Raw genomic sequence first — 26,329 nt, forward strand, 5'->3', positions numbered from 1 at the left:
GCAAAGGATTTCACACTCTCCGCAGCACTCCAGTCCCCGGACGATGCGGAGGCAACCGATGGCGGTGACGATCAAGGACGTGGCCCGGGCGGCCGGGGTGTCGCCGTCCACCGTCTGCCGTGCCCTCTCGACACCGGAGCTGGTGCGCGCCGAGACCCGGGAACGCGTCCAGCGGTCGGCCGCCGAGCTCGACTACTCCCCCAACCGCGCCGCCCGCGGCCTCATCACCGGCCGCACCGGCAATCTCGGGCTCATCGTGCCGGACCTCGGCAACCCGTTCTTCCCCGGCGTCGTCAAGGGCATCCAGGCCCGGGCCCGCGAGGCCGACCACGCCGTCTTCCTCGCCGACACCGACGAGGACCCGGCCGCGGAGGCCCAGCTGGTCCGTACGCTCGCCAAACAGGTGGACGGGATCGTGCTGTGCTCGCCGCGGATGAGCGAGCAGGAGCTACGGGGTGTGGCCGCGCTGACCCCGGTCGTCCTGCTCAACCGCCGGGTCGGCCGCCTCCCGGCGATCACCTTCGACAACGTCGACGGCATGCGGCAGGCCGTCACCCATCTCACCGCCCTGGGGCACCGGCGGATCGCGTACGTCGCCGGGCCGCGCGCGTCCTGGTCCAACCGGGAACGGGTGCGCGGCCTGCGCCTGGCCATCGCCGCGGCCGGGGCCGAGCTGGTCGAGGTCGGTCCGGTCCAGCCGCAGTTCGACGGCGGGGTCGCCGCCGCCGACCAGGTGCTCGCGGCCGGGGTCACGGCCGTCATCGCCTACAACGACGTCATCGCGCTGGGCCTGCTCAGCCGCCTGAACGCGCGCGGGATCGCGGTGCCCGCCGCGATCAGCGTGCTCGGCTTCGACGACATCGCCCTGTCCGCGATGGTGCACCCCTCGCTGACCACCGTCGGCCTGCCCATGAAGAGCTGCGGCCGGGCCGGCGTCGACCTGCTGCTGGGCCTGTTGCAGGACCCGGACAAGTTCGGCACCACCCGCCGCGAGCTCGGCACCCAACTGATGGTCCGGGGCTCCACCGGCCCCGCACCGAGCGCCTGAGACTCATCTCCTCGAGGAAGGCTTCCGATGCCACCACTCGCCCGTAGACGCGCTGTCACCGCCGCGACCGCGGCCCTGCTGCTGCTGACCGCGTGCAGCGCCCCCGACTCCGGCGGCTCCGCCCAGGACACCGACGGGGAGGTGCCCGCCAAGCCCGGCAAGGCGGTGACCCTCAACATCCTGGACGTGGCCGGCAACCTGCAGCTGACCCAGGGCATGATCGACGACTTCGTGGCCAAGAACTCCGGCGTGGTCAGCAAGGTGACCTACTCCAAGTCGCCGGCGCCCGAGCTGGTCGGCAAGGTCAAGGCCCAGCAGAACGCCAACCGGGTCGACATCGACCTGGTGCTGACCGGCGTGGACGGGCTGTCCGCCGGCATCGAGCAGGGCCTGTGGAACCCGCTGCTGACCAAGTACCGGGACCGGCTGCCCGGCGTACAGCAGTATCTGCCCGGGGCCGCGGCCATGCAGCAGCTGGCCGGGGATTCCGGGGTGACCGTCACCTACTACCCGTCCGGCCCGCTCATCGAGTACCTGCCCGCGAAGGTGCCGAACCCGCCGAAGTCGGCGTCCGAGCTGCTGGCCTACGCCAAGGCCAACCCGGGCGCGGTGCAGTACGCCCGGCCGTCCAACTCCGGCCCCGGCCGTACGTTCCTGATGGGCCTGCCGTATCTGCTCGGCGACTCCGACCCCAAGGACCCGACCGGCGGCTGGGACAAGACCTGGGCCTACCTGGCCGAGCTGAACAAGTACGTGACGCTCTACCCGTCGAGCACGGGCGAGACGATGAAGAACCTGGCCAACGGCTCGGCGAAGATCATCGCGTCGACCACCGGCTGGGACATCAACCCGCGGGTACTGGGCACCGTGCCCAAGGAAGCGGCGATCGGCACCCTGCAGGGCTTCCACTGGGTCACCGACGCGCACTACGCCGTCGTCCCCAAGGGCGTGTCGACCGACAAGCAGTCGGCCATCCTGCTGCTGCTGGCCCACATGCTCACCAAGGAGCAGCAGGCCAAGGCGTACGACAAGGGCTACTTCTACCCGGGCCCGGCGGTCAAGGACGTCGACCTGGCGATGGCGCCGGCGGACAGCCGGGCCGCGATCGAGGAGTTCGGCCGCCCGGAGTACGCGAGCCTGATCGCGGGCGCTCCGCTCGAGGTGCCGCTGGGTTCCAAGCAACTGGTCGCCGCCTTCGATCGGTGGGACCGCGAGATCGGCGGCGCGAAGGTGGCCAAGTGAGCGGGCAGGCGTCATGACGGCCGCGGCACCGAGCCGGACGGGCACGCCGGGAACGCGTCCGGGCCACTTCGAGACGCTGCGCCTGGACGGGGTCAGCCGCAGCTTCGGCGGGCAGGCGGCGCTGGCCGATCTCGACCTGACCATCCGGCGGGGTGAGTTCATCGCGCTGCTCGGCCCGTCCGGCTGCGGCAAGTCGACCGCCCTGAACTGCCTGGCCGGCCTGCTGCCGCTGACCCGGGGCAGCATCTGGCAGGACGAGACCCGCCTGGACGTACTGCCGCCCGAGCGGCGCGGATTCGGCATGGTCTTCCAGAACTACGCGCTGTTCCCGCACCTGTCCGTCCGCAAGAACATCGCGTTCGGCCTGCAGATGCGGCGGGTGCCGCGGGCCGAGATCCGCCGCCGGGTCGACGAGGCGCTGCGGCTGGTGCACCTGGAGGAGCACGCCGGCAAGCTGCCCGGGCAGCTCTCCGGCGGACAGCAGCAGCGGGTGGCGATCGCCCGCGCGGTCGTGCTGGAGCCGTCCCTGGTGCTGATGGACGAACCGTTGTCCAATCTGGACGCCAAGCTGCGGCTGGAGATGCGGACCGAGATCCGCCGGCTGCATCAGTCGCTCGGGCTGACCACCGTCTACGTCACCCACGACCAGGAGGAGGCGCTGTCGCTGGCCGACCGGCTGGTGGTGCTGCGCGCGGGCCGGGTGCAGCAGATCGGCACGCCGGAGGAGCTGCACACCGAGCCGGCCAACTGGCACGTCGCCGACTTCATGGGCTACCGCAATCTGCTGCCGGTGCGGGCGGGCGCGCGGCAGGGCGCGGGCATCACCGTGGAGATCGAGGGGCAGCAGCTGACCGGCACGCCGGTGGGTGAGCCGGCGCCGGGCAGCGAGGTGATCGCCGGGATCCGGCCGGAGGATCTGCGGATCGGCCCGGAAGGCAGCACGGGGGTGCCGGCCGTCGTCGAGGTCGTGGAGTATCAGGGCCGCGAGGTGGCGGTCGAGGCGCGGACCGCCGGCGGCATCCCGCTGAACCTGCGGGCCGTCGACCGGCCGGCGGTCGGCGACCGGATCACCGTCACCGTCGAGCCGCGGCGACTGCTGGTCTTTCCGGCGGACCCGCGATGACCGCGATCAACGCCGCCTCGGGCGGGGCCCGGCCGGCGCTGCGGCACCGCCTCGCCGAGCGCGGCATCGACCGGCAGTTGCTGCTGCTGATCCCGGCGGCGCTGTTCGTGCTCGTTCTCTTCATCTACCCCTTCCTGTACGGCGTGGGCCTGTCCTTCCAGCCGACGGAGGGCGGGGCGCTGGGGGCGTACCGGGAGTTCTTCACGGACGCGTACCTGCGGGACACGATCCTCACCACGTTGCGGCTGTCGTTGCCGGCGGCGCTGCTGAACGTGCTGGCGTCGGTGCCCATCGCGTACCGGATGCGGGGCCGGTTCCGCGGCAAGCGGTTGCTGACCACCCTGCTGGTCGTGCCGATCACGCTCGGTACGGTGCTCACCGCCCAGGGCCTGCTCAACTTCCTCGGTCCGACCGGCTGGTTCAACCGGACCCTGCTGAGCTCCGGCCTGGTGGACGCGCCGGTACGGCTCACCAACAACTACTGGGGTGTCTTCTTCTCGCTGGTGATCACCGGATTCCCGTTCGCCTTCCTGCTGGTGCTGTCGTACCTGTCGGGCATCGACCCCACCCTGGAACGGGCCGCGGCCACCCTCGGCGCCGGTCGCTGGCAGCGCTTCCGGCGGATCACGCTGCCGCTGCTCGCGCCCGGACTGGCCACCACCTTCTGCCTGACGTTCGTGCTGGCCTTCAGCGTCTTCCCGTCGGCGGTGCTGGTCGGTGACCCGTCCGGCACGACCCGGGTGATGTCGATCGCCGCCTACGACGCCGCGTACGTGCGCTACGACTACCCCCTGGCCTCCGCGGTGGCCGTGCTGATGGGCGTGGTCGAGCTGCTGGTCATCGCCGCGGTGCTGGGCTGGCGGGCGCTGCTCTACACCGGGTCGACGGCCGGGGGCAAAGGCTGATGGCCGCCCCGCGAAGGATCGTGGCCACCCCGATGGCCTGGCTCGTCTGGGGCGTGGTGCTGGCGTTCTTCGTCTTCCTGGCCGGGGTCATCGGCTCGGTGGTGGTGAGCTCGTTCGGCACCCAGTGGTTCGACACCTGGCTGCCGGTGGGCTGGACCCCGAAGTGGTACGCCCAGTCCTGGGACGAGTTCACCCTGCTGCCGGTGCTGATCGTGACCCTGGAGGTGTCGGCGCTGGTGGTCGGCATCTCCGTGCTGATCGGCGTGCCGGCCGCGTACGTGCTGGCCCGCCGCAGCTTCCCCGGGCGCCGGCTGCTCTATCTGCTGTTCCTGCTGCCGATCCTGATGCCGCCGATCACCTACGGCATCCCGCTGGCCACCGTGCTCTACAAGTACGGCTTCGCCGGCAACCTCTCCGGGGTGGTGCTGGCCAACCTGGTGCCGTCGGTGCCGTTCGTCATCCTGACCATGACGCCGTTCATCGAGCAGATCGACCCGGCCGTGGAACGGGCGGCGCGGATGTGCGGCGCCGGCACCCGGCAGGTCTTCACCCGGATCCTGGCGCCGCTGCTGGTGCCGGGCATCCTGGCCGCCTCGATCCTGGTGCTGGTCCGCACCGTGGGCATGTTCGAGCTGACCTTCCTGACCGCCGGGCCGGACTCGCAGACGCTGGTCGTGGCCCTGTACTACTCGATGTCGGCGGCCGGGATCCGGGCCCAGCAGTCCATCGACGCGATGGCGGTGATCTACACGTCGATGATGCTGGTGCTCCTGGTGCTGGCGCTGCGCTTCGTCAACCCGACCCAGCTGGTCGCCCGGGTCCGCGACGAGGGGGACTGAGATGCGCATCGCCGAGGCCCGGGTGATCGTGACGTCGCCCGGCCGCAACTTCGTGACCCTCAAGCTGGTGACGGACGCCGGTGTGACCGGGGTCGGCGACGCCACGCTGAACGGGCGCGAGCAGGCCGTGGCCGCCTATCTCGCCGAGCACGTCGTGCCTCTGCTGCTCGGGCGGGACCCGGCGCGGATCGAGGACACGTGGCAGCTGCTGTACAAGGGGGCGTACTGGCGGCGCGGGCCGGTGACGATGAGCGCGATCGCCGCCGTGGACACCGCGCTGTGGGACATCAAGGGCAAGGTCGCCGGCCTGCCGGTGTACCAGTTGCTCGGCGGGCGCAGCCGCGACGGCGTCACCGTGTACGGCCACGCCGCGGCCGAGACCGTCGACGACGTGCTCACCGACGTGGGCCGGCTCGTCGGCGCGGGCTACCGGGCGGTCCGGGTGCAGACCGGGGTGCCCGGCCTCACCGGCACGTACGGCGTCACCGCCGACCCTCGCAACTACGAGCCGGCCGGGTCCGCCCTGCCCACGGAGGCGGTGTGGTCGACCCGGCGTTACCTGGCTCACGTGCCGGGAGTCTTCGATCGGGTCCGCGCCGAGTTCGGCCCTGACCTGCGCCTGCTGCACGACGCCCACCACCGCCTGACGCCGATCGAGGCCGCCGCGCTGGGCCGGGCGCTGGAGCCGTACGGGCTGACCTGGCTGGAGGACCCGGTGCCGGCCGAGCTCCAGGAGGGCTACCGGTTGATCCGGCAGCACACCACCACCCCGCTGGCCGTCGGTGAGGTCTTCAACAGCGTCTGGGACTGCCGGCAACTGATCACCGAGCAGCTCATCGACTACATCCGGACCAGCGTCGTGCACGCCGGCGGGATCACCCATCTGCGCCGCATCTTCGACCTGGCCGACCTGTACCACGTGCGCAGCGGCTCGCACGGCGCGACCGACCTGTCGCCGGTCTGCCTGGCCGCCGCGCTGCACCTCGACCTCAGCATTCCCAACTTCGGGCTGCAGGAGTACATGCCGCACAGTGCCGAGACCGACGCGGTGTTCCCGCACAGCTACCGCTTCGCCGACGGCTACCTGCACCCGTCCGAGGAGCCGGGGCTAGGCGTGGACATCGACGAGGAGCTGGCCGCGCGGTACCCGTACCGGCCGGCCTCCCTGCCGGTGAACCGCCTGGAGGACGGCACTCTGCACAGCTGGTGAGCGCCCTGATCGCAACCGGACCACTCCCCGGCCTGCCTGGTCCAGCGCTTTGCCCGGGTGACTCGCGGCCGATCAGAGTTCTGTGAAGCGTCTGCCCGCCGGTGCCGTACCCGTGCTCGCCGTCATCCTCGGGCTGCCCACGGTGCTGCTCCCGGGTTCGGTGACGGCGCAGGTCACGTACACGATCGCCTTCGGTCTGCTGGTGGTGCTGGCCTGGCTGGGCGTGCGCGGGCGGACCGGCCGGGACCGGACCGCCCACGGCCTGATGGCCGCCGCCCTGACCGCCTGGCTCGGTGGTGACCTGCTCTACGCGGCGCTGATCTGGCACTTCGGCGAGCTGGGGGACGTGTCGGCGGCCGACGTGCTGTGGGTGCTCGGTTACCCCCTGCTGGCGGCCGGCATGGTGCTGCTGGTCCGGCTCCGCGCACCGGGGCGCCTCCGCGAGGCCGCCCTCGACGTGCTCGCCATGGCCACCGTGGTGGCGGCGCTGTTCTGGCAGTTCATGGTGGCTCCCGAGGTCACCGGGAACACGATGTCGCTCTCCGTGCTGTTCGCCGCGTTCTACCCGTTCGGCGACGTGCTGCTGTTCGCGGCGGGCGCGCTGGTGGTGCTCTCCCCCGGCGAGCGCACCGGAGCCACCCGGTACCTGATCGCCGCCCTCACCCTCACCTTCGCCGGAGACGTGACCATCTCAGCCGTCTCGCCGGTTTTCCCGGACTTCGACACCGCCCGGCTGGACAGCGTGCTGCTGCTGGCCAACAGCCTGTTCACCGCGGCCCTGCTCAACCGCGACGCCGACCAACCGGCCGGCTCACGCCGGGCCGACGCGCAACGCCTGCACCCGGCCCGGGTGGTGTTCCTGGGCGTCTCGCTGCTGACGCTGCCCGTGATCAACGACGTCCGGCTCGGCGACCAGGCGATCCAGCGGCTGACCATGCTCAGCGCCATGGTGATGCTCACCGTCATCGTGCTCATCCGGTTCACCCTGGTGGTCCGCGAGCAGGAGCAGGTGCGCGCGGCGCTGGCCCACCGGGCCACCCACGACCAGCTCACCGGGCTGGTCAACCGGCAGGAGCTGCACGTGCGGCTGAGCGCCGCGCTGCGGCAGCGGGCCGGCGACGGCCCGGTGGTGCACTTCCTCGACCTCAACGGCTTCAAGCCCGTCAACGACCGGTACGGGCACGCGGCCGGCGACTTCGTGCTCGTCGAGGTGGCCCGGCGGCTGCGCGCGACGGTACGGGACACCGACACCGTGGCCCGGCTGGGCGGCGACGAGTTCGTGGTGGTCTCCGCCGCGGTCGACGACGTCGCCGCCGTGACCGAACGTCTCCGCAACGCCGTCGCGGCCCCGTTGCACCACGACGGCCACGACCTGCGGATCGGCGTCAGCGTCGGGCACGCCTCGGCGGCGGAGCTCGAGCACCCCACGTCGGACACCCTGCTGGCCGCGGCCGACGCGACCATGTACCGGGAGAAGGGCGCCACGTATGCGCCTGATGCGACTATCGGCATGTCTCGTACATATTGATGGTTCTTTTTGACCAACGACGCGAGAAGCATGGGAGGTCCGGCCCACAGGCGAGGGCGAGCAGGAACGGAGCACAACATGACGGGCAACAGAGCGGTTGTCTATCAGGGCCCCGGGCAGGTCGAGGTCCGTGAGAGCGACTACCCCACGTACGAGATGAAGGACGGTCCGGGCGTCAACAAGGCCAACGTCGGCCGCCGGACACCGCACGGCGCGATCCTCAAGACCGTCGCCACCAACATCTGCGGCAGTGACCAGCACATGGTCCGGGGACGCACCACCGCACCGGAAGGGCTGGTGCTCGGGCACGAGATCACCGGCGAGGTGGTCGACACCGGCTCGGACGTGGAGTTCATCAAGGTGGGCGACATCTGCTCGGTGCCGTTCAACATCTCCTGCGGCCGGTGCCGCAACTGCAAGGAACGCAAGACCGGCGTCTGCCTCAACGTCAACCCGGACCGGCCCGGCTCGGCGTACGGCTACGTCGACATGGGCGGCTGGATCGGCGGGCAGGCCGAGTACGTGATGGTGCCGTACGCCGACTGGAACCTGCTGAAGTTCCCCGACCGGGACCAGGCGATGGAGAAGATCCTCGACCTGGCCATGCTGAGCGACATCTTCCCCACCGGCTACCACGGGTGCGTCAGCGCCGGCGTGACCACCGGGTCGACCGTGTACATCGCCGGCGCGGGCCCGGTCGGGCTGGCCGCCGCCACCTCGGCGTTCCTGCTGGGCGCGGCGGTCGTCATCGTCGGCGACCTCAACGCGGAACGCCTGGCCCAGGCCCGCAGCTTCGGCTGCGAGACGGTCGACGTGTCCCAGGGCGACCCGGCCGAACAGGTGCAGCAGATCCTCGGCCGCGACGCGCCGGCGATCGGCCAGCCGCTGGTCGACTCGGCCGTGGACGCGGTGGGCTTCGAGGCGCGGGGACACGGCGAGAACGCGCAGACCGAGATGCCGGCCACCGTGCTCAACTCGCTGATGGACCTCACCCGGGCGGGCGGCGCGATCGGCGTCCCGGGCCTCTACGTCACGGGCGACCCGGGCGGCGTCGACGACGCGGCGAAGCACGGCTCGCTGTCGATCCGGCTCGGGCTGGGCTGGGCCAAGTCGCACTCGTTCGTCACCGGCCAGTGCCCGGTGATGAAGTACAACCACGAGCTGATGATGGCGATCCTGCACGACCGGGTGCAGATCGCGAAGAATGTGAACGCCACCCCGATCCCCCTGGACCAGGCCCCGCGCGGCTACCAGGAGTTCGACCAGGGCGCGGCCCGCAAGTACGTCCTCGACCCGCACGGCACGATCAGCAGCCGGGCCGACTGACCGCGGGGCACCGGGAGCGAGCGGGCCAGGAGGCCCGCCCGCTCCCGACTTGTGGCCCGCAGTCGTAGCCGGAAGTCGGCAGCCGGGATCCCGCCGTCGGTGGTCCGCTGGTCGGCGTGAACGCCCGCAAACCCGCTCTCGCGCTGCTGCTGACCGCTCCGTTTCTCGGCGAGACACTGTCGACGGCGACGCCGCCGCTCGACCTGATCCAGCCGTGGCGCCTTCCGGTGATGATCGCGCTGTACGGCTGCGGCGCGCTCATCTGCCGCGAGCTCACCTACCGCTACCGGCTGGGCCGGCCTGGTCTGTGCCTGCTGGCCGCCGCCTACGCCGTCTACGAGGAGGCGCTGGTCGACCGCTTCTGGTTCGATCCGCGGTACTGGGACAGCGTGGGTGTGGGCTCCTACAGCGAGGTCTGGCACACCAACCTGCTGATCGCCGCGCACCTGACCGCCTTCCACATCGCGGTCAGCATCTGCGCGTCGGTCCTGCTCGTCGAACGGGCCTTCCCCGCCGCCCGGCAACGTCCGTGGGCCGGTCGCCCCGGCCTGGCCGTCGCCGGGTTGTCCCTGCTGGCCGTGCCGGTACTGACCTACGCCGACTTCGCCCGCGTACCGGCTGGTCAGCTGCTCGCCGCCGGCGGTCTGTGCGTGCTGCTCGCCGGGAGCGCGTTCCTGACACCACGGATTCCCCGCCGGTCGGAACCGGGATCCCGGACGCCCCGGCCTCGCCTCCTCGGCCTCATCGCCTTCACTGCGACGGCAGCCCACTTCGTCCTCGTCTACACCGTCCCGTCGACCGGCGTCAGCTGGCCGATCGGCACAGCGGCCGCCCTGCTCCCGATAGCGCCGGCCGCCGTGCTGATCCGCCGCCGCCTGACGACGGGCGACGGACTGTGGGTCGTCACCGGGATCCTCGCGTTCTTCCTCATGCTGGACGCCGTGGTCGGGCTCGGCGGTCGCTACGACCTCACCCTCGGCGCTCTCGCAACCACGCTTGCCCTGTGGTGGATCCACAAGCGGAGCGGAAGGAGGGCTCAGGTGCGGTGATGTTTCTTCACGAAGGTGTAGCCGGGCGCGAGCGGGCTGGCCGGGACCTGCTCGCTCTCGACCGCCTTTTCGTGCAGCGTCACCTGCTTCTCCGAGGGCTGCGCGCCCGGCGGGAGCCTGCGGACGAAGCCGTTGACCCAGTGGTCGCGGCGGTCGGCTCCCTCGCCCTCGTCGAAGTCCGGATCACCCGGGTACGGCGCCGGCTCGACCAGGGGCGCGTAGAACAGCATCTCGGCCGGCTTCTGGCCCTCGACGGCGGGGTAGGACGGGTAGCCGGCCTTGTCGACGCTGCCCGGCACCCGGGTCAGGTAGCCCTCGCGGATCAGCTGGTCGACGGCGTTGCGGAGCAGGAACGTGCCGCGGGCGCCCCGGCCCAGCCCGCAGTGCGCGGCCAGTCCCGACTCGGCGAGGACCGCGCTGCCGTCGGTGAAGACGCGGCCGAGTTTGCGTACGGCGTGCAGCACCTGGCCCCGGTTGGATCTGCCGGCGTCGAACTCGCGGGTGACGACCCTGGGGTCGTACTCGTGGTAGTAGTTCACGCCGTCGACCCGCATCGGCTCTTCCAGCGGAGCCGTCCGCACCACGATCTCGTCCTTGGCGGACTGCCACGACACGGAGACGAGCACGCCGGGGCGCAGGTCGGCCGGCCAGACGATGTCGCCGAACTGCCATTCGACGTCCTGGCGCAGGGCGGTCTCGAAGACCTGCCGGGCGGGCGTCACGCCGTGCTCGCGGTGCTCGAGCACGAGCGGGATGGCCGCGCGGTCCCGCAAGGTCTCGACGCATTCCTCAGGGGCGGCGCAGACGCCGCCGTCGAGATCTGCCTGCCAGAGGGCGAGTCGACGGGTCACCCGCACCATGATCCACCTCCGTGTGCCCCCGGGCCCGCACCGACCCTACCCCGCCGTCCAGCGGCCCGGACCGGCCCGATGGGCGTGCCGGACGGCCCCCGGCGAGGCGGATAGGTCAAGATCGTGAGGTGCTACTGGCTGAGGACCTCGACACGTCCACGCTCACTGATCGGCAGCGGGCGATCCTGTCCGTCATCCGGGACTGGGCGACCCGGTACGGCTACTCGCCGTCCACCCGCGAGATCGCCGACGCGGTCGGGCTGGTCTCGACGTCGTCGGTCAGCCGCCACCTGCGCATCCTGGAGGAACGGGACTTCCTGCGCCGGGGTGGTGCCACCACCCGCCCGATCGACGTCCGGATGTTCCTGGAACCGCCGGCCCGGGCCGAGGGCGACGCGACGACGGTGACCCTCCCGGTGGTCGGGTCCATCGCCGCCGGCAGCCCGATCCTGGCCGAGGAGACCCTGGACGAGACCCTGACGCTGCCGCGCGAGCTGGTCGGCCGGGGCGAGCTCTACTGCCTCCGGGTACGGGGCGACTCGATGATCGACGCGGCGATCTGCGACGGAGACATCGTGGTGGTGCGGCGCCAGAGCGAGGCCTACAACGGGGACATCGTCGCCGCGATGATCGACGAGGAGGCCACCGTCAAGGTCTTCCGCCGCCGGGGCGGTCACGTGCTGCTGGAGCCCCGCAACCCGGCGTACGAGGCCATCGACGGCGACCGCGCGGTCGTGCTGGGCAAAGTGGTCTCGGTGCTGCGCCGGGTGTGAGGCAGCCTCACGACGGCTCGGCGCCGACCGTGTCGTCGGTGTGCGCGATGCGGCTGGTCTCCCGCCAGAGCAGCAGCACGAAGACCGCCGAGCCGGCGAAGGCGAACCAGAACGGCGCGGTCACTCCGTAGTGGGTGGCCAGGGTGCCGCCGATGGCCGAGCCGACCACCAGCCCGCCGTACAGGCCGATGGTGTTGACGCTGGTGACGCGGCCCTGCAGGTGCGCCGGGACGGCCCGCTGGCGGATGGTGATCGAGGTCGTGTGCCAGATGAACGCGTGCGCGCCGAAGACGAAGAAGATCACCAACGCGACGGGCGCCGAGGTGGTCAGGGCGAGGGCCAGGTGGGTGAGCGTCTCGAGGACGAGTCCCGCGCGCATGACGTTGCCCAGGCTCACGCGGCGGGTGAGCGGGCCGTAGACACCCGTGCCGACCAGGCCACCCAGGGCCATGACCGTGGTGAGCGCACCGAAGCCGATCGCGCCGAGGGCCAGCCGCTGGGTCGCGTACAGGACCAGCACGGACCAGGCGGCACCGAAGGTGACGTTGAAGATCATGATGGTCAGCACCAGCGTGCGCACCGCCGGGTTGTGCCGCACCCACCGGAAGCCCTCGGCGATGTCGCGGCGCACGTCCCCACGACTCCGGCCCGTGGAGCGGCCATGGGGCGGCAGCACGACCTTCGAGATCAGCAGCACGCCCGCGGTGACCAGGACGAGCTCGGCGGCGAACGGCCAGCCCACTCCGGCGGCGAACAGTGCCGCCCCGATCGACGGGCCGATCAGCTGGTCCAGGGTGAGCAGCCCGGTCTGCAACCGGGAGTTGGCCAGGGCGAGATCGTCGCGGTGCACCAGCATCGGCGTCAGCGTGGTCACGGTGTTGTCAGCGAACACCTCCGCGGTGGCGAGCAGGCCCAGCGCCACCAGCGCCCCGGCGACCGAGATGGTCCCGGTGGCCAGCGTGACGGTCAGCACGGCGAGCACCGCGACCCGGGCGAGGTTCGCCGCGATCACCACCCGGCGGCGGTCGTGGCGGTCGGCCAGCACACCGGCGTAGAGGCCGAACACCAGCGGAGGCGCCCAGCGCAGCATGGCGGCCAGCGAGATCAGGAACGGATCGTGGGTCAGCGAGGCGAGCAGCAAGGGGCCGGCCGCGGTGGCGATGCCGTCGCCGAGGTTCGTCGACCAGGACGACGCGATCAGCCAGCGGAAGCCCGCGCCGAGGCGCGCCGGGACCAGGATCTCCGCTGCTCTGCCCACAAGCCGGGAACCCTACGTCCAGCGCCGCCGGGCCGCACCCGGATATCACTCGCGCGGAGCGGGCAGGTCGCGGCCGAGGCGGGCGATCGGCGACAACGCCATCAACAGCGGCGAGAGCAGCAGGCCCGCTGCTGTCACCAGCAGGCTGGTGCGCAGGCCCCACTCCTGGGCGAGGAAGCCGCCGGCCAGCGAGCCGAACGGCAACAGACCCATCCCGGCGAAGTTGATCGTCGCGGCCGCGCGGCCCTGCATCCCGTACGGCGTGACGGCCTGCCGCACCACCATCACGGTCACGTTGATCAGCTGACCGAAGGCGCCGAACACGAAGTTGATCGCCACCAGCAGAGGGACCGTCACCCCGGGCGGGCCGTGCAGGGCCGGCACGCACAGCAGCACGCCGTCGCCGATCAGCGCCGCGGTCACGAGCACGACGCCGTACCCGTATCGGCTCGGCAGCCGCGCGGCCAGCAGCGAGCCGACCAGCGCGCCCGGCCCCGTAGCCGCCAGGGCCAGCCCGATGGCGGTGCCCGACAGCTGCAGCTCCCGCGGCAGGAAGACCAGGTACGCGGTCATCGTGGCCGCGAAGCAGAACTGGTACGCCGCCGAGGCGAGTCCCACGGTCCGCAGGAACGCGTCGCCGACGACAAAACGCAGGCCCTCATGGATCTGCCGCCAGATCCGCGGAACGGGCCCGGTGCGCGCGGGAACCGACTCCGCGCGGCGGATCCGCACGATGGACGCGAACGAAAGGACGAAGAACAGCGCGCTGGACGCCACAGCGATCGGCGCGGAGAGCAGCGACACCAGCATCCCGCCGAGGGCCGGGCCGCCCATCTGGGCCGCGGACCGGCTGCCCTCGATCAGGCTGTTGCCCTGTCCCAGCTGATCGGGTCGCAGCAGCCGCACCAGCGAGGCCTGGTAGGCCAGGTCGAAGAACACCGACAGCGCCCCGACGGTGAAGGCGACCACGAGCAGCATCGGCAGTCCGATCCCGCCCAGCAGCACGGCCAGGACCGCGCCGGCCAGCGCCACCGCCCGGCCGAGGTCCGCCAGCACCATCACCGTGCGGGTACGCCACCGGTCCACCCACGCACCGACCAGCAGCGACAGCAGGAAGACGGGCGCCTGCCCGACCGCGCGCAGGACGCCCAGCTGACCGGCGTCGGCGTGCAGCGTCAGGACGGCGAACAGCGGCAGAATCACCAGGCTGGCGTGTTCACCCAGCTGGGACGCGGTCTGGCCGGCCCAGAGCCGGCGGAAGTCGGAGTCACGCCACAGCGGACGGGAGACAGCGGAAGAAGGCACAGTGATCCCTTGGGAGGAGGCAGAGAGGATTCGCTGTGCCGCGCGATCAGGGGCAGCACGCGATGACCGGCCGCATGCGGCCTACGACGTCAACGCGCGCTCGGACGACCGGGCATCTCTCAGCTCCTAGTTGGGGTCACTCGCCGCCCGACCCTAACTGCCGGGGGCCAGGGCGGGACAGCGAATTCAGTCGAAGGCGGGCAGGCCGTCGATGCTCGCCTTGTTCTTGCGCCGGCGGTACTCGGCCAGCTCCTCGTCGCTGCGCCGGGAGCTCCAGCGGGTCAGCAGGTCACGGTCAGCCTCGTACGTCATCAGGGGCACCGCGTAACCGCAGGAGTCGCTGACCCGGTGCACGGCGACGTCGATGACGGACCGCAGTCCGTGCAGATCCGGCGGGGCGGCGAACGAGGCCAGCAGGTCCGCGTACCCCGGGTCGCCGGCGGTGACCACCCGGCCGGTGCCGTACAGGCGCACGATGTTGGGCTTGCCGTCGAACGCGCAGAACATCAGCGTGATCCGGCCGTTCTCCCGCAGGTGCGCGGTGGTCTCGGCCCCGCTGCCGTGGAAGTCCAGGTACGCCACCCGCAGCTCGTCGAGCACCGCGAAGGTGCCGCTCATCCCCTTCGGCGAGACGTTGACGTGGCCGTCGGCACCGGTCGGTGCGGTGGCCACGAAGAACATGGGCTGGCTGACGATGAACTCCCGCAGCCGGCTGTCGATGTTGTCATGCACCTTCATGCCGCCATGCTCCCCCAGCCACCGGCCCGCCCGCTCGCCGTGCCCGAGGAACGGGAGTAACCGCCGGCATCCGGGGTAGGCGCCAGGCGCAACCATGCCCAGCACCCCGCGGAGGAATCATGACCAGCAGCCCCACCGCCGGCGACGTCGTCGACATCCTCACCCAGGATCACCGTGAGGTCATCGCCCTGCTCGCCGAGATCCGGTCCACGACCGATCCGCAGCAGCGGCGCGATCTGGCCGACACCGCCATCAGCGAGCTCGTGCGCCACGCCGTCGCCGAGGAGATGTACGTCTACCCGGCCATGCGCAAGCACCTGCCCGACGGTGACAAGGCCGTCGAGCACGACGTCGAGGAACACAAGGAGATCGAACGCGCGCTGAAGAAGCTCGAGGGAGCGGACGCGTCGGGCGCCGAGTTCACCGCGGCGCTGCAGGAGCTCGACGCGCTGCTCGCCGACCACGTCCAGGACGAGGAGACCGAGCAGTTCCCCGAGCTGCGGCGCCGGATTCCGCGCGAGGAGCTGATCGAGCTGGCCGGCAAGGTCGAGACGGCCAAGAAGCTCGCACCCACCCGGCCCCACCCGGCCGCGCCCAACAACGAGCTGTTCCACAAGCTCGTCGGGCCCGGCGTGGGCCTGGTCGACCGGCTGCGGGACAAGCTGAGCGGCCGCAACACCGACTGAGAGGGCGGCGGCGGCGTCAGGGCAGTGGTGACGCCGCCGCGAAGTCCGCCAGCAAAGCGCGTTCCCGTTCGGGGCTGAGGCCGGCCCGGCGCGGCCGGTCCAGCCCCTCGGCGCGTTCGTAGGCGAGGACGTCGGTGATCAGCTCGGCCCGGTCGCGGTGGCGCAGGCCGGCGGCGACCGCCGCTGCCCCGGTACGGGTGGACCAGCCCTCCCAGCCCGGCTCGACGAGCCACATCGCCAGCGAGTCGACGCCCATGTACTGCTCGACCCCGCGCTCGACGAGCCACCGCCCCGGCACGCGTACCACCGGGCCGGTGTGCCCGCCGATCCGGCGGCTCAGCTCGATCCACTCGCCGAACGGCACCGTGGGCCCGACGACGTCGTAGGCGCCCGTGGCGCCGCGCTCGGCGCAGTCGAGAATCCAGGCGGCCTGGTCCCGTACGTCGACGACCTGGGTAGGCACGCCGGGAGTGTCGGGGACGAGCAGGGGCTCCTCGGGGGCGCGGGCGGCGCGGGCCACCCAGGCGCCGGAACGGCCACTGGTGTCGCCGGGGCCGCCGATCAGGCCGGACCGGGCGATGAGCAGCCGGTCGCCGAGCGCGGCGGCACTCGCCTGCTCGCACGCCACCTTGGCCTCGCCGTAGCGCTCCCGATCGGCCTCGTCCTGGTCGGTGGGCTCCCGCAGCGGCGACGACTCGTCCGCGCCGGGGGTGTCGAAGGTCGCGTAGGCGTTGCCGGACGACACGTACGTCCAGTGCCCGGTCCGGGCGGCCAGGGCGTCGAGCGCGGCCCGGACGAAGCCCGGCTGCCAGGAGACCTCGACGACCGCGTCCCAGGACAGCTGCCGTACCTCGTCGTAGGCGGCCGGGTCCCGCCGGTCGGCCGTGACCAGCCGGGCGCCGGGCGCCGGGCCGCCGCTGTGGCCCCGGGCCAGGCAGCTGACGGTGTGGCCCCGGCCGACGGCCTGCCGGGCGACCTCCCGGCCGAGGAACCGGGTGCCGCCGAGGATGAGGATGTCCATCGACCGATCTGATCAGCGCGGGTCCCCCGGCGACAAGGCGGTTCGCCGGCGGCGTAACCCGGCCAGGATTGTCAGCTGCCTCTCAGCCGCCGGTTCGTGCAACGGGCCTTGTTCCGGGTATGAGACGGTCCGTGACGACACCAACTGCGGCCGTGGTCGGTCAGCTCGCCCGGGATCTTGTGCTGTCCGTTGATGACCTTCCCGAGCCCGGGTCCTCCGCCGACGCCACCGACCGGCGCGAGCAGCTGGGCGGCAAGGGCGCCAACCAGGCGGTCGGACTGGCCCAGCTCGGGGTGCGGCCGACGCTGGTCGCCGTGGCCGGCGACGACGCCATCGGCGACGTCCTGCTGGAGCGGGCCGAGCGCGACGGCATCGACGTGTCGGCCGTCGTGCGGCGCCGCGGGGTGCTGACCGGGCTGATCGTCGAGGTTCTCTCCGGTACGGAGTACCGCTACATCGAGCACCTGCCGCTGCTCACCGTGGCCGACGTCGAGGAGCGCGCCGACACGATCCGCCGCCAGGACGCGGTGGTCGTCCAGCTCCAGCAGCCCGCCGAGGTGTGCGCGGCCGCCGCCCGGATCGGGCACGAGGCCGGCCGGCTGGTGGTTCTCGACGGCGCGACCTCGGACGACGCGCTGCTGGCCCGGGCCGACGTGGTGCGCGCCGACGACAAGGAGGCGGAGCTGCTGCTCGGCGTACCGCCGGAGGACATGCGGGAGGCGGCGCGCAAGTTGCTGGCGAAGGGACCACGACTGATCGCCGTCGCGGTCGACGACGGCAACCTCTTCGTCTGGGCCGACGGGGACGTGCACGTCCCGCTCACTGACGACAAGGTGGTCGACACCACCGGCGGCGGGGACGCGTTCGTCGCCGCGCTGACCGCGTCGCTGCTGCGCGGTGATCCGTACCCGGAGGCCGCCCGCCGGGCGACCGCGGCCTCGGGCGCCACCGTCGGGCACGCCGGCGGCCGCCCGGACCTCTCCGGTACGGCCGCCCGTGGCTGACCTCGCCGCGGCCGAGCCCTGGTGCGTCCGCGAGACCGGGCTGTCCGAGGAGTCGCTCAGCACCGCCGGACTGCGCCACGCCGAATCCCTCTTCGCACTGGCCAACGGGCACATCGGACTGCGCGGCAACCTGGACGAGAACGAGCCCCAGGGCATGCCGGGCACCTACCTCAACTCGTTCTTCGAGCTGCGCGACCTCCAGCACGCCGAGGCCGGATACGGCTACCCGGAGCTGTCCGAGACCATCGTGGACGCGCCGAACGGCAAACTGATCGGGTTGTGCGTCGACGACGAGCCGTTCGATGTGCGTACCGGTGAGCTCGTCTCCCACGAACGCGTGCTGGACCTGCGGGCCGGCACCCTGCGCCGCGAGGTCGCCTGGGTGTCGCCGGCCGGCGCAGCCGTGCGGATCGTCAGCACCCGCCTGGTCTCCTTCCCGCACCCGTCGGTGGCCGCGATCCGCTACGAGGTGACCGCCGGCCCGGGTGTGCGGCTGCGCGTCGAGTCCGATCTGCTGGCCAACGAGGAGCAGCCGGAGCAGCGCGACGACCCGCGGGCCGCGACCACTCTGCACAACGCGCTGCGGCCGGTCCGGCACAGCGACGACGTCCTGGAGCACCGCACCCGGCGCAGCGACCTCGCGGTCGCCGCGGCCGTCAGCCACCACACCACCGGCCCGCAGCAGGTGACCAGCGAGCCGGACCGGATCCGCTGCACGATCACCGGCGAGGGCACACTGCGGGTGGACAAGTTCCTCGCGTACGCCTGGGGCGCGCAGGCGTCGGCGGACCGGGCCCGCCAGGACCGCGATGCGGCGGTGTCGCTCGGCTTCGACGCTCTGATGGCGGACCAGCGGGAGTATCTGGACGAGTTCTGGGCGGCCGCGGACGTGGAGCTCGACGGCGACCCCGAGGTGCAGCAGGCCGTCCGGTTCGGCCTGTTCCACGTGCTGCAGGCCGGCGCCCAGGCCGGACCGCACCCGATCGCGGCGAAGGGCCTGACCGGCAACGGGTACGACGGCCACACACTGTGGGACACCGAGTCGTTCGTGCTGCCCGTGCTGACGTACACCCACCCGGCCTGTGTCGGGCTGGCCCTGCGCTGGCGGCACGGCACCCTCGGGGCGGCCCGGGACCGGGCCCGGGAGCTGCGCCTGGCCGGCGCGAGCTACCCGTGGCGGACGATCAGCGGCGCGGAGTGCTCCGGCTACTGGCCGGCCGGTACGGCAGCCCTGCACGTCAACGCCGACATCGCCGACGCCGTGCTGCGCTACGCCGCAGCCAGCGGGGACGACGACTTCCTGGCCGGGGCCGGACTGGAGATCCTGGTCGGGACCGCCCGGCTGTGGTGCCGGGTCGCGCACGTGGCCGACGACGGCGAGTGGCACATCGCCGGGGTCACCGGCCCGGACGAATACACAGCGCTGATGGACGACAACGTCTTCACCAACCTGATGGCCCGGCACAACCTGCGCGGCGCGGCCGAGGCCTGTGCCCGCTTCCCGGGGCAGGCGCACGACCTGGACGTCGGCGCCGACGAGCTGGCCGCGTGGCGCGAGGTCGCGGACAACCTGCACCTGCCGTACTCCGAGGTGCGGCAGGTGCACGAGCAGGCGGCCGGCTTCACCAAGCTCCAGGAGTGGGACTTCGCCCAGACCAAGGACGACGACTACCCGCTGATGATGCACTTCCCGTACCTGGACCTGTACCGCAAGCAGGTGATCAAGCAGGCCGACGTGGTGCTCGCCATGGCGCTGCGCTCGGACGCGTTCACCGCCGAGGAGAAGGCCCGCAACTTCGCCTACTACGAGGCCCGTACGGTCCGCGACTCGTCACTGTCCGCGCCCGCGCAGGCGGTGCTGGCCGCCGAGACCGGGCACCTGGAGCTGGCCCACGACTACCTGGCCGAGGCGGCCCTGCTGGACCTGCGCGCGGGCGGTGAGTCCAGCGGCGACGGCCTGCACATCGCGGCGTGCGCGGGCTCGTGGATCGCGCTGGTGATGGGCTTCGGCGGGCTGCGCGACCACGGCGGCCGGCTGAGCTTCGCGCCCCGGCTGCCGGAGCACCTGCCCCGGATGTGCTTCCGGTTGCGCTGGCGCGAGAGCAGCCTGCGGGTCACGGTCACCCCGGGCGAGGCGACGTACGAGGTGAGCGGGCCACCGGTGGAGATCACCCACCACGGCGAGACGCTGACCGTGGACGGCGACCCGGCCACCCGGCCGATCCCCCGCGTCGAGGACCGCGCCGCGCCGCCGTCACCGCGCCCGCCGCAGCGCCGCCGCGACGCGCTGGAGGTTTGAGCCGGCTATTCGGGCCGGTGCGGATCCGGCGGTGGTGGCGTGGCCAGCAGCTGGAAGCACGGCCGGAGCAGGTCGATGATCTGCTCCGGGGAGGCGTCGGCGAGCCGGCCGAGGCGCAGCAGGTACCGCTCGATGATCACGCCGTGCACGATCGCGCTGAGCAGACCGGCCCGCAGGTCGGCGTCGGCGGCCGGGATCGCGGCGCTGATCCTGCTGAGCTGCGGCTCCCCCGCGGCCCGGTAGCGCTCGGCGGCGTCGGCGTTGGTCAGCATGGAGCGCAGGACGGCCAGGGAGCCCACCGGCTCACTGTCCAGGCGCCCGGCCAGCGAGGCGAGCAACGCGTCGGCCAGCTGCTCGGCACTGCCGGCGGGCAGCTCGTCCGTGGGCAGGCTCGCGGCCCGTGCGAAGAGCTCGTCCTTCGAGCCGAAGTAGTGCATGACCAGGCCGGGATCGACACCGGCATCCCTGGCCACCGCCCGGATGGTGGTGCGGTCGTAGCCGAGGTCGGCGAACATCCGGCGGGCCGCGGCCAGGATGTTCTCCTCGGTCCGGCGGCGCTGCTGGGCCCGGGTCGGCTTGGGGCTCGGGTCGGTCACCCGTTCATTCTACGGACGTTGACTCAAGACACCCTTCGTTCTACGGTCGTTGAATCAACGCCTGATCCATGAGGGGGAAGCGATGACCGGCACGGCACGGGAGATCGTCGGCCGGGTGTTGCGGGCCGGGCGCGAGCTGGACGTCGAGACCTTCGTGGGGCTGATGGCCCCCGACGGCTACCTCGAGTGGCCGTACCGGCCGCCGGGCCTGCCCGCGCAGGTGCGGGGCCGCGCGGCGATCAAGCAGCACCTGACCGCGGCAGCCGAGGCTTTCATCCGGCTCGACGACTACCGCGACCTCGTGCTGCACGAGACCACCGACCCGGAGGTGATCATCGTGGAGTACGAGGCCCACGGCACCGTCGTCGCGACGGGCGCGCCGTTCCGGCAGACGGTCATTGCCGTGATCCGGGTGCGCGACGGTCAGATCGTGTCGTACCGCGACTACCTCGATCCACTGCCGTTGATCGAGGTGATGTCCGGGCGGTAGTCCGGAAACAGACTTTTTCTGGCTTTTGCCCGAATAGAATGAGGCATGGCACTGGTGATGCTGGCCGAGGACAACGTTGATCATCAGCGGATCGTCGCCGAGGTGGTGCGACGACTCGGGCATGACGTCACCGTGGTCGGCGACGGACGCGCCGGGCTGGCCGCGGTGGCCCGGCGCCGGCCCGACCTGGTCGTGACCGACATCGACATGCCGCATCTGGACGGCGTGCAGTTGTGCCGCACGCTGCGCGCCGATCCCGCGCTCGCGGACATCCCGATCATGCTGCTCACCGGCTACCTGCCGCCCAGCGACCCGCAGCTGGCCTCGGTGGGCGCCACCACGGTGATGACCAAACCGTTCAGTGTCCAGGAGCTGACCTCCGCCCTGCGCCGGCAACTGGGCGAGGACCCGCCGCCCGCCGCCGGCGGCGCCGCAGTGCAGCCCGACCCGCCCGACGCGGCATTCGTGGAGGCGCTGCTGGAGGGCCTCGACGTCAGGGTGGTCACCTGTGACGCCGATGGCCGGCTGACAGTGCGCAGCCCGGGGATGAGCGAGTTGTTCTGCGGCGACGGGAGCCCGGACGGGCCGGTGCCGCTGGAGGAGTGGGTGCCGCGGGCGGGGCTGCGCCACCACGACGGCACGCTGCTGCGTACCGAAGAGCTGCCGTTGGTCCGCGCCCTGGCCGGCGAGGACGTCCGCGATGCGCTCGTGCTCGCCGGCGACGCCGGCGGGCAGGAGCACTGGCTCTCGATCAACGCCCGGCCGATCCGCGACACGACCGGCGCCATCACGGGAGCCGTCGCCGCGGTGCACGACGTCACCGTCGAGCACCGTGCGCGGCGCTTCCAGGACTGCACGACCGAGGTGCTCGCGGTGCTGTCGCGGAGCCCGGACGCGTTCACCCTGGGCGACGAGGTCCTGCGGGCCGTCGGCACCGGCGTCGGCTGGCCCTACCTGCGGTTGTGGCTGGTCGATCCGGCCGGTGACGTGCTGCGGCCCGCCGCCGCGTTCCTGGCCGAGAACGCGACGCCGATGCCGATGCCGGACTCCATCGCCCGCGGCGAAGGGCTGGCCGGGCTGTGCTGGCAGCGCGGCGACCTGCTGTGGGTGCCGGACGTGCACGCCCCTGGTTCCCCGCTGCTGCCGCAGGTCGTCGCCGCCGCCAAGTACCGCGCCGCCGGCGCCGTGCCGCTGCGCAGCGGTGATCAGGTCAACGGCGTCCTGACGTTCTTCTCCTGGAGTCCGCAGGAGCCCGAGCCGGCGCTCGCGGTGCTGTTGCGGGGCATCGCCGGGACCATCGGGGCCTACCTCGAACGGCGCCGCGCCGAAGAGCTGGCCGCGCACCTGGCCGCGGCCACCGACGAATACATCGCGCTGGTCGGTCACGAGCTGCGTACGCCGCTGACGTCCATCAGCGCCTACACCGACCTCATCGCCGAGTCCCCCGACGAGACCACGATCGGCGAGGTCCGGAACCTCATCGAGGTCATCGAACGCAACAACAGCCGGCTGCACACCCTGATCGAACGGCTGCTCGACCTCGCCGCCCTCGAATCCGGTCATGCCCAGCTGACCAGCGTCGACGTCGACCTGGCCGAGATCACCTCGGCCGGCGTGGAGGCGATCACCCCGGTGGCGCGGGAACACCGGATCACCGTCGACGTCCGCGTACCGGCCGGGCTGACCGTGCCCGGCGATCCGCGCCGGCTGCGCCAGGTCGTCGACAGCCTGCTGAGCAACGCCGTCAAGTTCAGCCCCGACGACTCCACGGTGACCGTCACGCTGGCCGCCGACGGTGACCTCGCCGTGCTGACCATCACCGACCGGGGCACCGGCATCCCGGTCGCCGAGCAGGCCAGCATGTTCCGCAGCCTCTACCGGGGCCGCAACGCCCATCAGGCGGGCATCCCCGGCGCCGGGCTCGGCCTGACGCTGAGCCGGGTCCTGGTCGAACGCCACCACGGAACCATCACTCTGGCCCCGAACCGGCCCACCGGAACCACTGTCACCGTCCGATTTCCCCGAGGACAGTCATAGGCAGGGCGACAGGCGTACCTTGTGGACACGCGGCACGTCCGCCGCCGGTGATGCACGAGTCCAGGACGTGACAGTCATGCGCAGCCGTCTGCTCCTCGCCATCTCTCTCACCACGGCCCTGCTCGGCCCGGCCGTGCTCATTCCGGCCGGCCCCGCCGGCGCCGCGCCCGCGGCGGACACCACGCCGCCGGAGCTCAGATCGATCGAGCTGTCCCGTTCGGCGGTCACCGTCTCCGGCCTGCAGACCGTGATGCTCGAAATCCGGGTACGGCTCACCGACGAGACCGGGGTGGAACAGACCAGCGACGGCGTCGGGGGGCTCCTCCCCTACGTGACCCTCTCCCAGGCGCCCAACAATTACGCCGCGCTGGCCCTCACCGAGGGCACGCCGCAGGACGGCATCTGGACGGGGCAGGTGGCCGTCACCAGCGCCTGGAAGGGGACGACGCGCGTCAACCGCCTCGCCGCCTACGACAAGCTGTGGAACCTGCTGGACATCGACCCCGACACGGTCATCGACCCGGCAACCTTGCAGGTGACGAGCTCGCACCGGCCGGGCATCGACATGACGTTCCCCGAGCCCGCCAAGCGCGGCAAGCCGGTCGTGATGACCGTACGGGTCTGGGACACCGACACCGGACGGCCGTGGCCGAACGCACCCCTGGTGATCGGCAACGACAACGGCTGCGTCGAGTGGGGCTTCCGGGTGAACGGCCGCACCGACTCGACGGGCACGTTCCGCCGCACGGTGCCCGCGAACCAGGCGGAGTGGCTGCACTGCGCCTGGGTGCCCGGCACGTCCAGGAAGCCGACCGGCCAGGACGAGCGGACGGTCATCGCCATCGACGCCGCCCACCTGCGCTACAGCCGGTACAAGGTCAGCGCAGCACCGGCCAGGACCGCCGCGCCCGCCGGGTCCGCCGTCGACGTCACCGGCTCGGCGTCCCCACTGAACAAGGGCAAGGTCATCCGGCTCCAGCGTTACACGGGCGGCACCTGGAAGAACGTCAACACCGGCCGGGTCCGGGCCAGCGGCCGCTACACGGTGGTGGCCACGCCGCCGGGCAGGGCGAGCTACTCGTACCGGGTCTACGCACCGGGTGACGCTTACGCCGTGGGCGGCAGCTCGAAGGCGTTCACCATCCGCGGCACGTGACAGCGGGCCGGCCGGTGAGCCGGCTCAACTAGCATTGCCGCGTTCGTCAGGTGACTGCGGAGACGAGGCGACATGCGGTGGTTCCAGCTGGGCAAGCGGCGGGTCGAGCAAGATCCGGCCCGGCAGGAGGCGCTGCTGCGCGACCTCCGGCAGCGGTTCGGTGCGCACGTGCCCGCGCCCTTCGGGACCCAGGCCGAAGCGGTGGCCGGGCTGCTGACCGACGATGACGGGCTGATCGTGGCGACCCGGATCCTGGGTGAGTTCGCCGACGCCGCCTACGGGGATCTGTTCACCCAGGCCGGGGAGCTCTACCGGCGTACCGGTCGCGGGTTCGCGGTGGACCGCCGCAACTACCGGCCGTTGTGGCAGACGGCCGGGCCGGAGCTGCGGTGGTCGCTGTTCGAGCTGCCGGGCGGGCTGCACCCGTACGTCCAGGTCGCTGCGGCCGTCACGGTGGTCGGCGCACAGGCCAAGCGGAGCGTACGGGTGACCGACCCCGAGCCGCTGCTGGCGCACGTGTTCGAGGTGCTCGACCTCACCGTGGCCGGCTGGGAGTACGGCCGGGTGCGGGTCGACGTGGACGGGGCCGCCCTCGCCGACCGGCTGATCGCGACCGCCCGGGACCTGCGCGCCGCCATGCCGGACGAGCCTCCGCCGCTGCCGCCGCCCGTCCGGGAGCTGATGCGGCGCAACAACACCGTCGACGTGTACGCCCCCACCGAGCACCGCATCGCCGGCGCCTTCAATCCGGGCCGGACGATGCGGGAGTCGCTGCTCGCCTGATCAGGTCTTGTTGCGAGCCCGGTTGAAGACGGTCAGCACGTCGCTGTCGAAGTACGGCCCGTAGTTGCGGCTCTTCCACACGTAGGCGACCACCGTGTTGGTGAAGCCGAAGCCGACGGTGGGGTCGAAGTTCTGGAACATCGGGCCACCGCTGGCCCCCGGCGTGAGCCCGCAGAAGACCTTGACCTGCGCGGCGGCCGCCCACTGCAGGCTGGTCACGCAGGAGACCTGCTTCTGCCCGTCGTACGGCGCCTTCGACGGGTACGCCAGCACGGTGACCCCGATGGACTTGCTCTGGTTGAAACTGATGCCGTTGCCGCCGGTCTTGTCGACCAGCCGCACCCCGGCGAGCGGCCACACGTTGACGAACGCGAAGTCCCACCAGTGGTAGCTGTGCTGGGTCCAGCCCTTGGTGGCGTGGAACCACTTCGCCGCGAACTTGCCGTACGGGGTCTTGCCCGCGGCGTAGAGCGGCGCGTACATCCAGTTCTCGTGGTTCACGCCGCCCTTGCCGCCGTGGATGCAGTGCGCGGCGGTGGAGACCAGGTTGCGGGTCTCGTTGTTCAGCGTGCTGCCGGAGCAGACGTAGTTCTTGCCGTCGGACTTGGTGAAGAAGACCTTGCCCACGCCGGCCGAGGGGTTGACCGCCCGGCCCGTACTCCTGGTGCCGCCGGCGGCCGACGGCCCGGCCGGCCGCACTGCCGTCTGCGGACGCCCGACGTTGCCCGGCCGGTCCCGCTGCTCCAGCGCCGGGTCCTCGATGACGCGCGGGTCGGGGACCGCGATGGCCGTCCGCATCCGTTCCGGCGTCCAGTAGGCGTCGATGAGCCGCTGCGCGGTCGCGGCGTCGCGGACCACCCGCCCGTTGATCAGCGCGGCCGACTCGACGGGTTCGCTCGACGGGCTCACCGCCGCGGCGCCGGCCGGTCCGGCACCCAACCCCAGAACCAACAGCACAGCGAGCGGTACGGCCAGACGGGTCATGCGTCACTCCCTCGGATCGCCGGAGCACCTCGCGCGCCCGGCAATCGGCCACCCTACGGACGCGAATGCCCCTAAAAC

24 protein-coding genes are annotated in these 26,329 nt (G+C 71.9%); 17 read left to right on the plus strand and 7 right to left on the minus strand.

What is annotated here, in order from left to right:
- The first annotated feature begins 58 nt into the window (after nt 1–58).
- The 9 genes from AB0C12_RS18040 (at nt 59) to AB0C12_RS18080 (ending at nt 10,270) form a co-directional block, all read left to right on the plus strand.
- The gene (locus AB0C12_RS18040) at nt 59–1,048 is read left to right on the plus strand and encodes a LacI family DNA-binding transcriptional regulator (RefSeq protein WP_360549233.1); all 990 of its coding nucleotides are present in this window, start codon (nt 59–61) and stop codon (nt 1,046–1,048) included.
- A 27-nt stretch (nt 1,049–1,075) separates the two neighbouring features.
- Nucleotides 1,076–2,290, plus strand: coding sequence for an extracellular solute-binding protein (locus AB0C12_RS18045; RefSeq protein WP_360549235.1), 1,215 nt, complete (start codon nt 1,076–1,078; stop codon nt 2,288–2,290).
- 13 nt (nt 2,291–2,303) lie between these two features.
- Complete coding sequence (locus tag AB0C12_RS18050; protein WP_360549237.1) at nt 2,304–3,413, plus strand: ABC transporter ATP-binding protein; 1,110 nt, start codon at nt 2,304–2,306, stop codon at nt 3,411–3,413.
- Nucleotides 3,410–4,318: an ABC transporter permease gene (locus AB0C12_RS18055; protein WP_360549239.1), complete on the plus strand. Its 909-nt coding sequence runs from the start codon at nt 3,410–3,412 to the stop codon at nt 4,316–4,318. The genes AB0C12_RS18050 and AB0C12_RS18055 overlap by 4 nt, the downstream gene beginning before the upstream one ends.
- A complete protein-coding gene (locus tag AB0C12_RS18060) occupies nt 4,318–5,157 on the plus strand; it encodes an ABC transporter permease subunit (RefSeq protein WP_360549241.1) in 840 nt (279 codons plus the stop codon). Before AB0C12_RS18055 ends, AB0C12_RS18060 begins: the two co-directional genes overlap by 1 nt.
- A 1-nt stretch (nt 5,158) precedes the next feature.
- Complete coding sequence (gene manD, locus AB0C12_RS18065) at nt 5,159–6,367, plus strand: D-mannonate dehydratase ManD (protein ID WP_360549243.1); 1,209 nt, start codon at nt 5,159–5,161, stop codon at nt 6,365–6,367.
- 82 nt (nt 6,368–6,449) lie between these two features.
- Entirely contained in the window at nt 6,450–7,895 is a 1,446-nt protein-coding gene (locus tag AB0C12_RS18070) for a GGDEF domain-containing protein (RefSeq protein WP_360549245.1), read from the plus strand.
- A 78-nt stretch (nt 7,896–7,973) separates the two neighbouring features.
- The gene (gene fdhA, locus AB0C12_RS18075; protein ID WP_360549247.1) at nt 7,974–9,221 is read left to right on the plus strand and encodes a formaldehyde dehydrogenase, glutathione-independent; all 1,248 of its coding nucleotides are present in this window, start codon (nt 7,974–7,976) and stop codon (nt 9,219–9,221) included.
- Between the two features lie 116 nt (nt 9,222–9,337).
- Nucleotides 9,338–10,270 (plus strand): hypothetical protein, encoded by a 933-nt coding sequence (locus tag AB0C12_RS18080; RefSeq protein WP_360549249.1) that lies wholly within the window; start codon nt 9,338–9,340, stop codon nt 10,268–10,270.
- Here the strand turns inward: AB0C12_RS18080 and AB0C12_RS18085 are convergent.
- Nucleotides 10,258–11,130, minus strand: coding sequence for a hypothetical protein (locus AB0C12_RS18085; protein WP_360549251.1), 873 nt, complete (start codon nt 11,128–11,130; stop codon nt 10,258–10,260). The two genes, AB0C12_RS18080 and AB0C12_RS18085, sit on opposite strands and share 13 nt — an antisense overlap.
- Before the next feature lie 119 nt (nt 11,131–11,249).
- On the opposite strand from AB0C12_RS18085, the gene lexA reads away from it, so the two are divergent.
- Nucleotides 11,250–11,894 carry a transcriptional repressor LexA gene (gene lexA / locus AB0C12_RS18090; protein WP_360549253.1) on the plus strand — a complete coding sequence of 215 codons (645 nt, stop codon included), beginning with the start codon at nt 11,250–11,252 and terminating at the stop codon, nt 11,892–11,894.
- A 7-nt stretch (nt 11,895–11,901) separates the two neighbouring features.
- Here lexA and AB0C12_RS18095 read toward each other — a convergent pair whose 3' ends face one another.
- The 3 genes from AB0C12_RS18095 to AB0C12_RS18105 all read right to left on the minus strand — a co-directional run bounded on the left by AB0C12_RS18095 (nt 11,902) and on the right by AB0C12_RS18105 (nt 15,195).
- The gene (locus AB0C12_RS18095; RefSeq protein WP_360549255.1) at nt 11,902–13,152 is read right to left on the minus strand and encodes an MFS transporter; all 1,251 of its coding nucleotides are present in this window, start codon (nt 13,150–13,152) and stop codon (nt 11,902–11,904) included.
- A gap of 45 nt (nt 13,153–13,197) precedes the next feature.
- Nucleotides 13,198–14,457: an MFS transporter gene (locus AB0C12_RS18100; protein WP_360549257.1), complete on the minus strand. Its 1,260-nt coding sequence runs from the start codon at nt 14,455–14,457 to the stop codon at nt 13,198–13,200.
- Nucleotides 14,458–14,643: 186 nt separating this feature from the next.
- On the minus strand, nt 14,644–15,195 hold the full coding sequence (locus AB0C12_RS18105) for a pyridoxamine 5'-phosphate oxidase family protein (protein WP_360549259.1): 552 nt from the start codon (nt 15,193–15,195) through the stop codon (nt 14,644–14,646).
- Nucleotides 15,196–15,314: 119 nt separating this feature from the next.
- Between AB0C12_RS18105 and AB0C12_RS18110 the strand changes: the two genes are divergently transcribed.
- The gene (locus AB0C12_RS18110) at nt 15,315–15,881 is read left to right on the plus strand and encodes a hemerythrin domain-containing protein (protein WP_360549260.1); all 567 of its coding nucleotides are present in this window, start codon (nt 15,315–15,317) and stop codon (nt 15,879–15,881) included.
- 16 nt (nt 15,882–15,897) lie between these two features.
- Here AB0C12_RS18110 and AB0C12_RS18115 read toward each other — a convergent pair whose 3' ends face one another.
- A complete protein-coding gene (locus AB0C12_RS18115; RefSeq protein WP_360549262.1) occupies nt 15,898–16,902 on the minus strand; it encodes an NAD-dependent epimerase/dehydratase family protein in 1,005 nt (334 codons plus the stop codon).
- A gap of 131 nt (nt 16,903–17,033) precedes the next feature.
- On the opposite strand from AB0C12_RS18115, the gene AB0C12_RS18120 reads away from it, so the two are divergent.
- Entirely contained in the window at nt 17,034–17,906 is an 873-nt protein-coding gene (locus AB0C12_RS18120) for a PfkB family carbohydrate kinase (RefSeq protein WP_360549263.1), read from the plus strand.
- A complete protein-coding gene (locus AB0C12_RS18125) occupies nt 17,899–20,205 on the plus strand; it encodes a glycosyl hydrolase family 65 protein (protein WP_360549265.1) in 2,307 nt (768 codons plus the stop codon). The genes AB0C12_RS18120 and AB0C12_RS18125 overlap by 8 nt, the downstream gene beginning before the upstream one ends.
- Nucleotides 20,206–20,210: 5 nt before the next feature.
- Here the strand turns inward: AB0C12_RS18125 and AB0C12_RS18130 are convergent, their stop codons facing one another.
- Complete coding sequence (locus AB0C12_RS18130; protein WP_360549267.1) at nt 20,211–20,801, minus strand: TetR family transcriptional regulator; 591 nt, start codon at nt 20,799–20,801, stop codon at nt 20,211–20,213.
- An 82-nt stretch (nt 20,802–20,883) separates the two neighbouring features.
- Between AB0C12_RS18130 and AB0C12_RS18135 the strand changes: the two genes are divergently transcribed.
- From AB0C12_RS18135 to AB0C12_RS18150, 4 genes are all read left to right on the plus strand, one after another.
- Nucleotides 20,884–21,291, plus strand: coding sequence for a nuclear transport factor 2 family protein (locus AB0C12_RS18135; protein ID WP_360549269.1), 408 nt, complete (start codon nt 20,884–20,886; stop codon nt 21,289–21,291).
- A 45-nt stretch (nt 21,292–21,336) separates the two neighbouring features.
- A complete protein-coding gene (locus AB0C12_RS18140; protein ID WP_360549271.1) occupies nt 21,337–23,328 on the plus strand; it encodes an ATP-binding protein in 1,992 nt (663 codons plus the stop codon).
- 76 nt (nt 23,329–23,404) lie between these two features.
- Nucleotides 23,405–24,484 (plus strand): hypothetical protein, encoded by a 1,080-nt coding sequence (locus AB0C12_RS18145; protein ID WP_360549273.1) that lies wholly within the window; start codon nt 23,405–23,407, stop codon nt 24,482–24,484.
- 72 nt (nt 24,485–24,556) lie between these two features.
- Nucleotides 24,557–25,267, plus strand: a complete 711-nt coding sequence (locus AB0C12_RS18150; protein ID WP_360549275.1) for a hypothetical protein — start codon at nt 24,557–24,559, stop codon at nt 25,265–25,267.
- Here AB0C12_RS18150 and AB0C12_RS18155 read toward each other — a convergent pair whose 3' ends face one another.
- Nucleotides 25,268–26,251 carry a hypothetical protein gene (locus AB0C12_RS18155; protein WP_360549277.1) on the minus strand — a complete coding sequence of 328 codons (984 nt, stop codon included), beginning with the start codon at nt 26,249–26,251 and terminating at the stop codon, nt 25,268–25,270.
- Nucleotides 26,252–26,329 lie beyond the last annotated feature (78 nt).

It is taken from the genome of Actinoplanes sp. NPDC048967 (assembly GCF_040649415.1).
Classification (GTDB): domain Bacteria; phylum Actinomycetota; class Actinomycetes; order Mycobacteriales; family Micromonosporaceae; genus Actinoplanes.